The sequence below is a fragment of the Geodermatophilus africanus genome (assembly GCF_900107105.1).
Lineage (GTDB): Bacteria > Actinomycetota > Actinomycetes > Mycobacteriales > Geodermatophilaceae > Geodermatophilus > Geodermatophilus africanus.
On record NZ_FNOT01000011.1, the window covers coordinates 130,931 to 143,872 of the forward strand.

14 protein-coding genes are annotated in these 12,942 nt (G+C 75.2%); 6 read left to right on the forward strand and 8 right to left on the reverse strand.

Going from position 1 to position 12,942, the window contains the following annotated elements; translation table 11 throughout:
• Both BLW63_RS18500 and nhaA read left to right on the forward strand, forming a co-directional pair.
• Positions 1-1,515: an MFS transporter gene (locus BLW63_RS18500; protein ID WP_244522660.1), complete on the forward strand. Its 1,515-nt coding sequence runs from the start codon at positions 1-3 to the stop codon at positions 1,513-1,515.
• Positions 1,512-4,142: a Na+/H+ antiporter NhaA gene (gene nhaA, locus BLW63_RS18505; RefSeq protein ID WP_170856846.1), complete on the forward strand. Its 2,631-nt coding sequence runs from the start codon at positions 1,512-1,514 to the stop codon at positions 4,140-4,142. The genes BLW63_RS18500 and nhaA overlap by 4 nt, the downstream gene beginning before the upstream one ends.
• Before the next feature lie 73 nt (positions 4,143-4,215).
• Here nhaA and BLW63_RS18510 read toward each other — a convergent pair whose 3' ends face one another.
• Together BLW63_RS18510 and BLW63_RS18515 are read right to left on the reverse strand one after the other, a co-directional pair.
• On the reverse strand, positions 4,216-4,524 hold the full coding sequence (locus BLW63_RS18510) for a hypothetical protein (protein ID WP_091159491.1): 309 nt from the start codon (positions 4,522-4,524) through the stop codon (positions 4,216-4,218).
• Between the two features lie 63 nt (positions 4,525-4,587).
• Entirely contained in the window at positions 4,588-5,172 is a 585-nt protein-coding gene (locus tag BLW63_RS18515) for a hemerythrin domain-containing protein (RefSeq protein ID WP_170856847.1), read from the reverse strand.
• 127 nt (positions 5,173-5,299) lie between these two features.
• Here BLW63_RS18515 and BLW63_RS18520 point away from each other — a divergent pair, with 127 nt between their 5' ends.
• Positions 5,300-5,560 (forward strand): hypothetical protein, encoded by a 261-nt coding sequence (locus tag BLW63_RS18520; RefSeq protein ID WP_091159497.1) that lies wholly within the window; start codon positions 5,300-5,302, stop codon positions 5,558-5,560.
• A gap of 27 nt (positions 5,561-5,587) precedes the next feature.
• On the opposite strand, the gene BLW63_RS18525 is transcribed toward BLW63_RS18520, so the two are convergent.
• Positions 5,588-6,775, reverse strand: coding sequence for an acyl-CoA dehydrogenase family protein (locus BLW63_RS18525; protein ID WP_091159499.1), 1,188 nt, complete (start codon positions 6,773-6,775; stop codon positions 5,588-5,590).
• A 245-nt stretch (positions 6,776-7,020) separates the two neighbouring features.
• Positions 7,021-7,875 (reverse strand): HNH endonuclease signature motif containing protein, encoded by an 855-nt coding sequence (locus BLW63_RS18530; protein WP_244522661.1) that lies wholly within the window; start codon positions 7,873-7,875, stop codon positions 7,021-7,023.
• Between the two features lie 105 nt (positions 7,876-7,980).
• Here BLW63_RS18530 and BLW63_RS28080 point away from each other — a divergent pair, with 105 nt between their 5' ends.
• Together BLW63_RS28080 and BLW63_RS18535 are read left to right on the forward strand one after the other, a co-directional pair.
• Positions 7,981-8,301: a hypothetical protein gene (locus BLW63_RS28080; RefSeq protein ID WP_244522662.1), complete on the forward strand. Its 321-nt coding sequence runs from the start codon at positions 7,981-7,983 to the stop codon at positions 8,299-8,301.
• Between the two features lie 191 nt (positions 8,302-8,492).
• Entirely contained in the window at positions 8,493-9,527 is a 1,035-nt protein-coding gene (locus tag BLW63_RS18535) for an ion channel (RefSeq protein ID WP_091159502.1), read from the forward strand.
• A gap of 3 nt (positions 9,528-9,530) precedes the next feature.
• On the opposite strand, the gene BLW63_RS18540 is transcribed toward BLW63_RS18535, so the two are convergent.
• The 3 genes from BLW63_RS18540 to BLW63_RS18545 are packed head-to-tail and all read right to left on the reverse strand — an operon-like array spanning position 9,531 to position 11,453.
• Positions 9,531-10,037, reverse strand: coding sequence for a mycothiol transferase (locus tag BLW63_RS18540; RefSeq protein WP_091159505.1), 507 nt, complete (start codon positions 10,035-10,037; stop codon positions 9,531-9,533).
• A gap of 28 nt (positions 10,038-10,065) precedes the next feature.
• Positions 10,066-10,221, reverse strand: a complete 156-nt coding sequence (locus tag BLW63_RS26950) for a hypothetical protein (RefSeq protein WP_170856848.1) — start codon at positions 10,219-10,221, stop codon at positions 10,066-10,068.
• Positions 10,218-11,453, reverse strand: coding sequence for a serine/threonine-protein kinase (locus BLW63_RS18545; RefSeq protein WP_091159614.1), 1,236 nt, complete (start codon positions 11,451-11,453; stop codon positions 10,218-10,220). The genes BLW63_RS26950 and BLW63_RS18545 overlap by 4 nt, the downstream gene beginning before the upstream one ends.
• A gap of 181 nt (positions 11,454-11,634) precedes the next feature.
• On the opposite strand from BLW63_RS18545, the gene BLW63_RS18550 reads away from it, so the two are divergent.
• A complete protein-coding gene (locus BLW63_RS18550; protein ID WP_091159508.1) occupies positions 11,635-12,213 on the forward strand; it encodes a universal stress protein in 579 nt (192 codons plus the stop codon).
• A gap of 161 nt (positions 12,214-12,374) precedes the next feature.
• Here the strand turns inward: BLW63_RS18550 and BLW63_RS18555 are convergent, their stop codons facing one another.
• Positions 12,375-12,875 (reverse strand): DUF2505 domain-containing protein, encoded by a 501-nt coding sequence (locus BLW63_RS18555; protein WP_091159510.1) that lies wholly within the window; start codon positions 12,873-12,875, stop codon positions 12,375-12,377.
• Positions 12,876-12,942 lie beyond the last annotated feature (67 nt).

Below are 12,942 nucleotides of genomic sequence, written 5' to 3' on the forward strand. Positions count from 1 at the left end.
GTGGCGGGGGGACCGGTCGTGCCGGACGGCGGCCTGCGGATGGGCACCCCGCAGGGCCGCTGGGTGCTGCTGGCCACCGTGCTCGGGTCGAGCCTGGCGATGCTGGACGCCACCGTCGTGAACGTGGCGCTGGAGCGGATCGGCGCCGAGCTCGACGCCGACTTCACCGGCCTGCAGTGGACCGTGAACGCCTACACCCTCACCCTCGCCTCGCTCATCCTCATGGGCGGCTCGCTGGGCGACCGGTTCGGCCGGCGGCGGGTGTTCGTCGTCGGCACCGTCTGGTTCGCCGCGGCGTCGCTGCTGTGCGGCCTGGCGCCGGACGTGAACACGCTGGTCGCCGCGCGGGCGCTGCAGGGCGTCGGGGGCGCGCTCCTGACCCCGGGCAGCCTGGCGCTGATCTCGGCGTCCTTCGCCGGCACCGACCGGGCCGCGGCCGTCGGCGCGTGGTCCGGCCTGGGCGGGGTGGCCGGCGCGATCGGGCCGTTCCTCGGCGGCTGGCTGGTCGGCGTCGAGTGGCGGCTGGTCTTCCTGCTCAACCTGCCGCTGGCCGCGGTGATCGTCGCCGTGGCGGTGCGGCACGTGCCGGAGTCGCGCGACCCGGAGGCGGCGCACCACCTCGACTGGCCGGGGACGGCGCTCGTCGTCGCCGGCCTTGGTGCCCTGACGTACGGCCTCACCGCGGCCGGCGCGCCCGACAGTGGCCCCGGCGTCTGGGGCTGGGTCGCCGCGGGGCTGGTCGCGCTGGCCGCCTTCGTCGCCGTCCAGCGCCGCTCGCCCGCACCGCTGGTGCCCCCGGGGCTGTTCGCCTCCCGCCAGTTCACCGCCGCCAACGCGGTCACCCTCCTCGTCTACGCCCCCCTGGGCGTGGTCTTCGTGCTGCTGGTGATCCAGCTGCAGGTGGTCGCCGGGTACGACCCGCTGCCGGCCGGCACCGCGCTGCTGCCGGTGACCGCGCTGATGCTGGTGTTCTCCGCGCGCGTCGGCGCGCTGGCCCAGCGGGTCGGCCCGCGGCCGCTGCTCACCGCCGGACCGCTCGTGGCCGCCGCGGGGGTGCTGCTGGTGGCGCGGATCGGCCCGGACGCCGGCTACCTGACCGACGTGCTGCCCGCGACGGCGGTGTTCGGTGCCGGGCTGACGCTGCTCGTCGCGCCGCTGACCGCGACGGTGCTGGACTCTGCGCCCGACCGGCTGGCCGGCGTCGCCTCCGGGGTCAACAACGCGGTGGCGCGTGCCGCCGGGCTGCTCGCCGTCGCCGTCGTCCCCGCCGTCGCCGGGCTGGGGGGCACCGGTGTCGGCGACCCGGCCGGCTTCGCCACCGGGTTCCGCACCGCCATGCTGGTGTGCGCCGGGCTGCTGGTCTGCGCCGCGTCGGTGGCCGCCGTGCTGGTCCGCCGGACACCCGCGGCGGCGCCGTCGGAGCAGCGGCAGCGGCTGCGGGTGGAGGAGTCTCCGCACTGCGGCATCACGGGGCCGCCGGTGCACCCGGCCACGAGCGGAGAGGGGATGCGGTGAGCACGAGCGTCGCCCAGCAGTCGACGTCCGGCGGAGCGGGCCTGCTGGCGCGGGTCGCCCCGCTGCGGCAGCGGCTGCGCACCGAGGCCGGGAGCGCCGGGCTGCTGCTCGCCGCCACCGTGGCCGCGCTGCTGTGGGCCAACTCGCCGTGGGGGGAGAGCTACGACCGCTTCTGGCACACCGAGTTCGCCGTCCGGTTCGCGGGCGCCGAGCTGGCCCTCGACCTGCAGCACTGGGTCAACGACGGCCTGATGGTGTTCTTCTTCTTCGTCGTCGGGCTGGAGATCAAGCGCGAGCTCGTGATGGGGGAGCTCACCGACCGGCGGCGGGCGGCGGTGCCCGCGCTGGCCGCGATCACCGGCCTGGCGGTGCCGGCGCTGGTCTACGTCACCTTCACCCTCGGCGGCGAGGCGGCCTCGGCGTGGGGCGTGGTGATCTCCACCGACACCGCGTTCCTGCTGGGCGTGCTCGCTCTCGTGGGTCCGGCCTGCCCGGCGCAGCTGCGACTGTTCCTGCTCACCCTGGCCATCGCCGACGACGTCGGTGCGCTCACCGTGATCGCACTCTTCTACACCGACGACCTCGCGCTCGGCCCGCTCGCCCTGGCGGTGTGCGGGCTGGCGCTCATGATCGGCCTGCGCTACCTCCACGTCTGGCGCGGCCCGGCGTACCTCGTGCTCGGCATCGCGGTGTGGGTGGCGATGTACCTCTCCGGCGTCCACCCCACGCTCGCCGGGGTGGTCATCGCGCTGTTCACCCCTGCCTACCCGGCCCGCCGGGAGGAGGTCGAGGACGCCGCCCGGCGCGCACGGGCCTACCAGCAGTCACCCAACCCGGAGTTCGCCCGCGCCGCCCGGCTGTCGATCGACCGGTCGGTGTCGGCCAGCGAGCGGCTGCAGCAGCTGTGGCAGCCGTGGACCAGCTTCGTGATCGTCCCGGTGTTCGCCCTGGCCAACGCCGGCGTGCCGCTCACCGGCGGGACGCTGGCCACCGCGGCCACCTCGCCGGTCACGCTCGGCGTCGTCGCCGGGCTGGTGCTCGGCAAGCTCGTCGGCATCCTGCTCGGCACCGGCCTGGCGGTCCGGCTGCGGCTGGGCGAGCTGGCCCCCGGACTGACCTGGCTGCAGCTGGCCGGCGGGGCCGCGCTGTCGGGCATCGGCTTCACCATCTCGCTGTTCATCGTCGACCTCGCCTTCGACGACGAGGCGCTGGCCGACCAGGCGCGGGTCGGCGTCCTCGCCGCCTCGGTGCTGGCCGCGCTGCTGGGCTGGGCACTGTTCCGGGCGGCCGACCGTCGCCGTCCGCCGGGCACCGGGGGACGGCCGGTGCTGCTCGACCCGCCCGTGGACCCCACCCGCGACCACGTCCGCGGCCCGGTCGACGCCCCGCTGACCCTCGTCGAGTACGGCGACTTCGAGTGCCCGTTCTGCGGCCGCGCCACGGGGAGCGTCGAGGAGCTGCGGGCGCGCTTCGGCGACCGGCTGCGCTATGTCTTCCGGCACGTGCCGCTGGTCGACGTCCACCCGCACGCGCGACTGGCCGCGGAGGCCGCCGAGGCCGCGGACGCGCAGGGGCGGTTCTGGGAGCTGCACGACCGGCTGTTCGCCGGCCAGGACCGGCTGACCGCGGTCGACCTGCTCGAGCACGCCGCGGCGGCCGGGCTCGACGTGCCGCGCTTCGCCCGCGACCTCGGGTCGGGCCGGTTCGCCCGCCGGGTCGAGCAGGACGTCGAGTCCGCCGAGGCCAGCGGCGTCGCCGGCACGCCGACCTTCTTCGTCAACGGCCGCCGCCACACCGGCCCCTTCGACACCGACAGCCTGGCGGAGGCACTCCTCGCCGCCGCGGAGGAGCAGGGGCTGCCGCCGGCTGGTGACGACGACCGGAAGGGGCTGGCGACCCCGGCCCTGGGCCCCCGCCGCCGCGAGCCGCGGCCGGGCGCCGACGACGTCGCTGTGGAGCTGCCGGCCGACCTGCCGGAGACCCCCGACCGGGACGACGCCTTCCCCCGGCTGACCGACGCCCAGCTGGCCCTGCTCGAGCGCGCCGGGACCCGCCGGTGGGTCGTCCCCGGCGACACGCTGTTCCGGGCGGGCGACCCGGGCTACGAGTTCCAGGTCGTGCTGTCGGGAGCGGTCGCGGTCGTCGAGGACCTCGGCCAGTCCGGACAGCGGGTGATCTCGGTGCACGGCGAGCGCCGCTTCCTCGGCGAGCTCGACCTGTTCAGCACCGCGCCGGTGTCGCTCACCGCCCTGGTGCTCCGCGCCGGTGAGGTCATCGCGGTGCCCGACGACCGGATGCGCGACGTCGTCCACGCCGACGCCGAGCTCAAGGAGCTCGTGCTGCGTGCCTTCCTCATCCGCCGCTCGATCCTGCTCGAGCTCGCCGCCGACCTGCGCATCGTCGGCCGGGCCGACTCCCTGGACAGCCGGCGGCTGCAGGACTTCGCCCGCCGCCGCCGGCTCGACGCGGTGTTCGTCGACCTCGACAGCACGGGGGACGGGGCCGTCCTGCTCGCCGAGCTGGGCGTGTCCGAGGACGACCTGCCGGTCGTGGTGTGGCGGCACGGCGGGGTGCTGCGCAACCCGACCGACGACGAGGTCCTCGCCGCCGTCGAGTCGGGGGCCTGACCGGCTCCCGGTTCCCGGCGGCCGGCGCGCCGGCACGCGCCCGCGACGGTCCCGGGGAAGGTGAGGCGACGGGTCAGTCGGTGGCCGGCGGCAGCAGCCGCGGCATGAACACCTCGTCGATGGGGCGCGGACCGACGTACTGGCGGCAGGTACACGGCACCCACTGGTGGCCTGACCAGCGGCCCCGCTTGTCGTAGGTGTCGCGCCGCAGCTCGGCGTAGCAGGTGTTGGTCTCAGTGTCGTGCTGGCTGAGCGTGTGGCCGCACCCGCACAGCGGGGCGGGCGGCGCCGGCGGGGGAGTGGGCCGACGGCGGCTCAGCCGGCCGCCGAGGAACCCGGCCGCGAGCAGCGCCGCGCCGACCAGCAGGCTGACAGGTTCCACCGACGTGCTCCTCTGCGATCGCGACCCCTCGACGGTAGCGCGCGGGAGGAGCCGGCGGTGGGGTCAGCCGGTGTGCTTGCCTCGGCCGCTGACCGCGTCGCGCAGGTGGTCGATCATGCTGGCGAGCGGGCCGGCGACCGCGCGGACGGCGCCCTCGTTCGGCGTCATCGGGTGCGCCCGGGTGGGCGCCATCGCCTTGACCCGCTCGACGTCCTGCGCCATCTCGACGAGCTGCTCGCGGGTGAAGGAGGCCCGCAGCTCGGTGAACATCCGGCTCTCCTCGTGCTCGACGTGGTGGCGGATCTCCCGGATCAACGTCGCCACCTCGGTGTCGAACTGCGGGTCCTCGGGGTCCATCCGCTCGAGCCGCTTCATCGTCTCCTCGGCCTCGGCGTGCTCGTGCTTGGAGCTCTCGGCCTCCTCCCGGTCGACCTGCTGCTCGACCTTCGGGTAGACGCGGGTCTCCTCGGCGACGGAGTGCTTGACGAGGCCGATCGTCACCTCGTCGACGAGTTCGCGCTTGCGGCGCAGGACGTCGGGGCCGCTCTGCCCGAACAGGCCCTCGAGCTCGGTGAAGATGCGGTCGAACTCGCGGTGGTCGGCGCTCAGCAGGTCCACCACGTCGCGCTGGCTGTCGGTCTGGGTCACGGCTGCCTCCTGGGGTGCGGGGAGGTCCCGAGAGTGCCCCGCCGCGGGCACGCGCACACCCCTGACCACCGCCGACACGACGGCCGGGATCGGTTTTCCACAGCGTGAGACTGGGCACGAACAGAGCGTGGAGTCGTACGCCGTCGGGTTCGCCCGCCCGGACCGCTGGTCCCGGGAGCGGCCCGCTGGACAGAGCAGGCCCTGGCACGCCGTGGAGGCCCACCGGCCGCCGTCGGAGCTGGACGGCGAGGTCGAGCTCGCCGTCTGCGGGGCGATCGTGCAGGTGTGGGGGTCGCAGGACTGGCAGCGGGTCGGCGCCGGCCGGACCGCGTGCCCGGAGTGCCGCCAGCTGACGTCGGCGGCGCGGCCGCTCAGCCAGATCGGCTGAGCAGGCCGGCGCCCGTGCCCGTCCCGGTCAGCGGCGCTCCGGACGCCGTCCGCTGATCGCCGACAGGCCGGTGATCTCCCGGCCTACGATGAGCGCCTGCACCGAGTCGGTGCCCTCGAAGGTGAAGACGGCCTCCATGTCGGCGTGGTGGCGGGCCACGTGGTGGTCGACGAGGATCCCGTCGCCGCCGAGGATGTCCCGGGCGTCGGCGACGATGGCCCGGGCCTTGGCGGCATGGTTCATCTTGGCCAGCGAGGCCATCGCCGCGGTCATCCGGCCGGCGTCGGCGAGCTTGGACAGCCGCCAGCACATCAGCTGCATCGCGGTGATCTCGGCGAGCATCCGCGCCAGCTTGTCCTGCACCAGCTGGTAGCCGGCGATCGGTGAGCCGAACTGCTCCCGGCGCAGCGCGTGCGCCAGCGCCAGCTCGTAGGAGGCAGTGGCCAGCCCGAGCGCCCGCCAGGCGACGGTGTAACGGGTGCGGTCGAGGACGAGGGAGACGTCCTTGAAGCTGCGGCAGTTGGCCAGTCGGTTCTGCGCGGGCACCCGGACGTCGTGCAGCGTGATCTCGGCCTGCCACACCGCGCGCAGCGCCGTCTTGCCGGTCATCACGCGCGCCTCGTAGCCCGGCGTCCCCTTGTCGACGACGTAGCCGCCGACCGCGCCGTCCTCACCGCGGGCCCAGATGATCACGTGATCGGCGATGGTGCCGTTGCCGATCCACTTCTTCTGACCGTTCAGCACGTACGAGTCGCCGTCGCGGCGGGCGGAGGTCTCCAGGCCGACGGCGTCCGAGCCGTGGGCGGGCTCGGTGAGGCCGAAGGCGCCGATCCGCTCCATCCGCGCCATCGCGGGCAGCCAGCGCTCGCGCTGCTCCTCGTCACCGAGCATCGCGATCGACTGCATCGCCAGGAAGCTGTGCACGCCGTTGAAGGTGCCGACGCTGCCGTCGGCCCGGGCGAACTCGGCGGCGACCAGACCGGCGGCCACGTTGCTCATGCCCGGGCAGCCGTACCCCTCGATGGTTCCGCCGGCGATGCCGAGCTCGGCCAGCTTGGGCACCAGCTCGAAGGGGAACTCGGCGCGCTCCCAGTAGTCGTTGATCCGCGGGGTGACCTCCTTCTCGCAGAAGGCCCGCACGCGGTCGCGGATCTCGATCTCCTCCGGCTCGAGGAGTTCTTCCAGGTCGTAGAAGTCCGGGCTCGACTCGCTCATGTGACCGACGCTACGACCGGCCCGGCTCATCCGCCCGGTTGCGGTGTACGCGGTGCCCTCCCTTCGGTCGCGGCAGGCGCCGGCCGGCCTCCTACCGCCGGCCGGCCTGGCCATTCGTCGTCACGGTGCCCGGGCGCGCCCTGCGTCGCGACACCCGTCCCCGAAGCCACGCACGTCGGGCCGCACGACCTCGTAGTCGTGCGGCTCGCTGTGCGTTCCCGTCCCCGTCCCGTCCGCCCGTCCGGTCAGGCGGCGGTGACCAGTGGTGGCCTGGTTCGAGGTGGTCCGGTGCGGCGGGGTCCGGTGTGGATCTCGGTGCCGTCGGGTCGCCAGGTGCGCCATCGGCCATCCGGTTGTCCTTCGACGCGGAAGCCGTGGTGGACCTGAGTGTGGTGCCGCTCGCACAGCAGTGCGGCGTTGGCCAGGTCGGTCGCCCCGCCGTCGATCCAGGCGAGCAGGTGATGGACATCGCACCACCAGGTGGGCGCGGCGCAGCCGGCGAACACGCACCCTCCGTCGCGTACCTCGGCGGCGCGGCGGACGTGCGGCGGGAACAGCCGCAGCGTGCGGCCGTGGTCCAGCGGCATCCCGTCGGGGCCCAGCACGATGCGGGTGACCGCGCCGTCGCAGGCCAGCCACCGGGCGCGGGCGGCGGAGATGGTCGCGCCGAACCCCATCTCCGCGGTTCCCCGGCCGGTGCCGGGGGCGGCCAGGTCGTCGAGGTCGATCTTGACGATCACCTGCGGCTTGTGGCCGCGCAGCGTGGGCAGCCCACCGGCGGCGAGGGCGTTGTCGGCCAGCTGCACCAGCGCGTCGGCCGGCTGCTGGGCGCGGGTGCGGTCGTCGCCGGCGCATCGGCCGGCCTGCAGCAGCGACTCCAGCGCGGTCTGCAGCTTCTCCCCACCCACCGCGTCGAGATCGAACCGGCCGGTGATGCTGCCGTCGGCGTGCCTGGCCAGCACCAGCCGGCGGCCCTCGGTGGGATCCGGCTCGGGCCAGTCCTCATCGAGCCGGTCGAGGTAGTGGTGCACCGCCTGGGCGGTGTCGCTGTGCGGACCGGACTTGGCCACGTCGGTGAGCACGGTGTCCACCACGGCCACATCGACCTCCTGCGCGGCGGCCAACGCCAGCGCCTCGGCTCGGCGATCCGGGCGATCGCCGCGGCCTGCCCGCCGGTGATCTCGCCGGCGGTGAAGGCGGCGGCCATGACCGGCAGGTGCGCCAGCGCCCGCCCGGTGCGCACCATCGCCGCGGCCTCGGTGGCCGACAGGTGGCCGTGGCCGCGCAGCCAGGAGCCCATCGTCTTCAGCCCGTCGACCTCGGCCCGCGCCGGACACCTCGGCCTCCCGCACAGTGCGGGCGACCTCGGCGGCCAACCGGTGCTGCAGCACCAGCAGCGGGCGCAGCCGATCGAGCAGGGCGGGGCCGAACAGCGGGGCGAGGTCCTCGGCGGCGAGCGCGTCGAGTGCGGCCGTCAGCTCGTCCACGACACCTCCCACCGGATCGATCAGGTGTTCGAATTCTAGCCGATCAGCAAGTCCTCGGCCATCCGAATCCCCAGGTCAGCGCCCCGTCCGCAGGTGTCAACCAGGTCTTGACACGGGGATGCGATGAGGACCCAGGTGTTCCTCGTCGTCTTCCCCCCTCGGGGTAGGAGACCTGCTGCGGGCGTGATCACGTCCGCTACGTTGCGCGGGTCGTCGTCGGGAGGTCCGAGGTGCCGTTCCTGCTCGCCCGCCTGGGACGCCTGCTGCGCGTGCGGCTGCCGGGCTGGCGGCTGCCGCTGGCCGTCGCGCTCGTCGTCTTCCTGACCAGTTGGGCGGCCATGGCCCTGCTCGAGCCGGCCTCGACCGGCATCGCTTCGCCGGGCACCTACTGGTGGTACTTCGTCGTCACCGCGGCCACCGTGGGTTACGGCGACATCTACCCGGCGTCGACCGGCGGCCGCGTCGTCGGGGCGTACGTCATCGTCGGCGGCATCGTCACGCTCACCCTGCTCTTCACGCAGTTGTCGGCCGCGCTGCAGTCGGTGAGGGGCAAGAGACTGAGGGGGCTGGTCGAGCTGGACCTCGCCGACCACGTCGTCCTGCTCGGCTACACGCCGGGGCGGACGGCGCGCATCATCGCCGAGCTGTGCGCCGAGGACCGCGGGCCCGTGGTGCTGTGCACCTCGGAGGACGTCCCCGAGGACCCGTTCCCGGAGCGGCTGGCCGTGCAGTTCGTCCGCGGCGACCTGACCGACGAGGACGTCATGGCCCGCGCCTCCGTGGGCCGCGCCCGGACGGCGGTCGTCGACGTCCGCGACGACAACGAGGCCCTGGCTGTCGCGCTCGCCGTCACCCACGCCAACCCGCGCATCCACCTGGTCGTCGCACTGCGCGACCTCGGCCGGCTGGGCACGCTGCGCTACGTGCACCCCGACGTCCAGGCGGTGCAGTGGCACATGCCGTACCTGCTCACCGAGGAGGCCAACGACCCGGGCATCGCGCAGGTCTACAGCGACCTGATGACCAGCGGCGGGCACGGCAACACCTACTCGACGCGCCTCCCGGGCGGCTTCCCCCACCGCACCTTCGGCGAGTGCCAGACCTGGTTCGGCCGCACCTTCGGCGCCACCGTGCTGGCGCTGCGCACCGACGGCGGGCCGCTGGTGGTCAGCCCCGGCTGGGACACCCCGGTGGCCGATGGGACGACGCTCTACTACGTCGCCGGGCAGCGCATCGACGCCGACGCGCTGCGCGGCGGTCGCTGATCCTCAGCCCCCCAGCAGGCCGCGCACGTAGGCCGCCTGCCCGAGATGCTGCAGGTCGTCGGAGAGCACGCTGACCAGCCGGACGCCGAGGGTGACCGGCGGGTCCCAGTTCGTGTCGACGACCCGGTCGAGGTCCTCGTCGGAGAGCCCGGCCAGGAACTGCGCCGTCCGCGAGTGGACCGCGCGGGCGTAGCCCAGCAGCAGGTCGGCCGAGGGCACCCGGACGGCGTCGACCTCCTCGTCGCTCATCCCGTAGCCGGTCGCCGCCTCGGCCACGGGCAGGCCGAAGCGGCCGGCCCAGCCCTCGGCCGTCCACACCTGCTCGGTGCCGGCGACCTCGGCGACGTGGTCGTCCTGCACCCGCAGCAGGTGCCAGGCCAGCCAGCCGATCGGGTTGGCGCCGGGCTGCACCCGGCGGGCGAGGTCGTCGGGGTCCAGCCCCTCGACGGTGCTGGTGAACGTCTCCTCGACCTGCTCGTAGGCGTACGTCAGGACGTCGCGGCTGCGCATGGCCGACCGCTACCCGCGGGCTCCCCGGTCACTCGCCGTCCGGGCGCTCCTCCGGCTCGCTCTGGGCCTCCAGGTCGGCGGCCTGCTCCGGGGTCTCGAGCTCCAGGGCGATGTCGCGGGGCTGGGGGTGTCGGCGGGCGGCGTCGTCATGGCCCGAGCCTGCACCTGGACGCCGCCGCGTCACCAGCCGAGCAGGGACCCGGCGAGGACGACGAGCCCGACCGCCGCGGCGAGCAGCACGAGCGCCACCAGGACCAGCGGGACGACGACCCAGCGCCGCCGGAACCGGCGCCGGCGCGGCCGCTGCTCCTCCCGCCGGGTCGCGGCGGGCGGCGGCGATGGTGGCGGGGCGGGTGCCGGCGGAGCCGCGGCGGTGGTCTCCGCCCGGCGCCTGCGCTCCCGCCGGCGCTCGGCCAGGTGGCGCGCCTGGTCGCGGGCGTCGCGGGCGACCGCGCCCAGCACGGTCGCCGACGCGGCTGCCAGCGCCCTGAGGTCGGCGGCGTCGATGCGCTCCACGCGGTCGCCCTCAGGCGGCTCGGCGGGTGGCTCGCTGCGGGCCGGCGGGGACCACGCGGCGGGGTCCGGCGCCGCGCCGAGGGCGGCCTCCAGCTCCTGGCGCGCCTGCTCGGCGGTCATCCGGGTGTCCGGGTCCTTGGCGAGCAGGCCGCGCAGCACCGGCTCGAGCGGTCCGGCGTTGGCCGGCTGCGGCACGTCCTCGGCGACGACGGCCATGAGCGTGGCCATCGGCTCGCCGCGTGCGAACGCGGGCCGTCCCTCCACCGCGGTCCACAGCGTCGCGCCGAGCGACCACAGGTCCGCGGCCGGGCCCGGCCGCTCGCCGTGGGCGCGCTCGGGCGCCATGTAGGCCGGCGAGCCGATGATCGCGCCGGTCGTGGTGATCGTCGGGTCGCCGGTGGCGGTCGCGATGCCGAAGTCGGTGAGACAGGCCCGCCCGTCCGAGGCGACCAGCACGTTGGCCGGCTTCACGTCGCGGTGCACCACATCGGCCTCGTGCGCGGCGGTCAGCCCGGCCAGCACGTCCAGCCCGATGCGGGCGACGGCCGGCCACGGCAGCGGACCCTGGCCGTCGACGACCTGCTGGAGGCTGCAGGACTCGACGTGCTCCATCACCAACCAGGGCCGCCCGTCCTCCTCCACCACGTCGTAGACGGAGGTGACCGAGGGGTGGTCCAGCCGGGCGGCGGTGCGGGCCTCCCGCAGCGTGCGCTCGCGCAGCACGCGCCGCTCCTCGTCGGACAGGTGCAGAGCGAAGGTGACCTCCTTGATCGCCACCGGCCGCTCGAGCCGCAGGTCGGTGGCCCGCCAGACGACACCCATGCCGCCGCGGCCGAGGACTTCCCTGAGCGCGTAGCGCCCGGCCAGCAGGCGCTCGGCGGACGCCGGTTCCGCGGTCATGCGCGGACGGTACGCCCCGGTGGGCGCCGGTGTGAGCCGGAACGCACTCCCGCGCCGGTCCGGGACCCGCCCCACGGCGCCCGGCGGCGGAGGTCCTTGTCGGCGGGCGGCCGCCCGGTTCATGATCGGGTCGCCCGCGGGAGCACCGGGCCCCACGGCGGGCGGTGCCGAGGAGGCCGTCATGACCGAGCAGGCCGAACGGGTTCAGGAACCCCAGGCACGCGGGAACCGGGTGGTGGTCGGCGTCGACGGGTCGGCCGGGGCGCGGGCCGCGTTGCGCTTCGCCGTCGAGGACGCCGTCCGCCGGGGCGTGCCCGTCGAGGCGGTCATCTCCCACCGCCCGCCGGAGGCCTGGATGGACTTCGACGCGATCGGCAACTTCCATTACGACGAGGCCGAGGCGGTGGCGCGGCAGCGGGCCGAGACGACCATCGCCGAGGTGCTCCGCGAGGTCCCGGAGCCGCACCCGGAGATCCACGTGACGGCCGTCCTCGGCTCGGCGGCGGACGCGCTGATCCGGGAGTCCGCCGGTGCGGACCTGCTCGTGGTCGGCAGCCGGGGGCACGGCGGGTTCTCCAGCATGCTGCTCGGGTCCACGAGCATGCAGTGCGCGCTGCACGCGGAGTGCCCGGTCACCGTGGTCCACTCGCCCGAGGCGCACCGGGAACGGCTGCACCTGCGCCGCCGGGCCGGCGGGGAGCGGGTGCGGGCGAAGCGGCGGCGCTTCCGGGGCGCGGCGGCCGACTTCAGCGGCCCCTGACGGGCCGGACACCGCTCGGCTGACCACCGGGCGTCACCCCGACCCTGCGAGGGCTGGCAGGACGGGCTACCTGCAGTAGAAGGACCCCCTCCCCCCCACCACTCGCAAGCTCGCGGCGGTACCCGGGAGGGGGCCGAGGGGCGGGGCAGGGAGGTCCTTTCTCAGTCGGGGGAGCCCAGCCAGCGGCGGAGCACGTCGTCCTCGCGGCGCAGCACGACCATCGCCAGCTCGCGGACGGCGGCCTCGGCCTGCCGCCCGACCACCGGAGCGTCCACCTCGGCCTCCCCGGTGACCGTCGAGCGGGTGCCTCCGGCGGTCGGCCGCAGCCGGCGCTCGCCGCGCACCGCCGCCGTCCGGCCGAGGATGCGGGACTCGACCTGCAGGACGCCGCGGTGCCCGCCGTCGCCGTCGGACGCCCAGCTGCGCCGGTCGGCCACGGCGACCTCGCGGCCGACGAAGCGGGTGAACACCCCCGGGACGCCCAGCGTCGGGACGACGAGCCGCAGCGCGGTGCGCGGGCCCTCGCCGTCCGGGGTGCTCTCCGCCGACTCGAGTCGCGCGCCGAGGGCCTGTGCGTAGTCGCGGAGGAAGGCCTCGTCGGTGAGGACGGCGAGGACGTCGTCCGGACCGGCCGGGAACGTGGCGGTGTGGTCGATGGGCACGTGCCATCCTGCGACGGCCCGGCCACCTGCGCCCGTCGAGCCGCGGCACCGGCCCGGTCCGGGGAGT

Bases quoted from the DNA above. Each gene is read 5' to 3' on its own strand.
- BLW63_RS18525 (WP_091159499.1), bottom strand. From the start codon at position 6,775: ATGAGCGAGTCGAGCCCGGACTTCTACGACCTGGAAGAACTCCTCGAG.
- BLW63_RS28080 (WP_244522662.1), top strand. From the start codon at position 7,981: ATGACCGGCAGGTGCGCCAGCGCCCGCCCGGTGCGCACCATCGCCGCG.
- BLW63_RS18540 (WP_091159505.1), bottom strand. From the start codon at position 10,037: ATGCGCAGCCGCGACGTCCTGACGTACGCCTACGAGCAGGTCGAGGAG.
- BLW63_RS18545 (WP_091159614.1), bottom strand. From the start codon at position 11,453: ATGACCGCGGAACCGGCGTCCGCCGAGCGCCTGCTGGCCGGGCGCTAC.
- BLW63_RS18550 (WP_091159508.1), top strand. From the start codon at position 11,635: ATGACCGAGCAGGCCGAACGGGTTCAGGAACCCCAGGCACGCGGGAAC.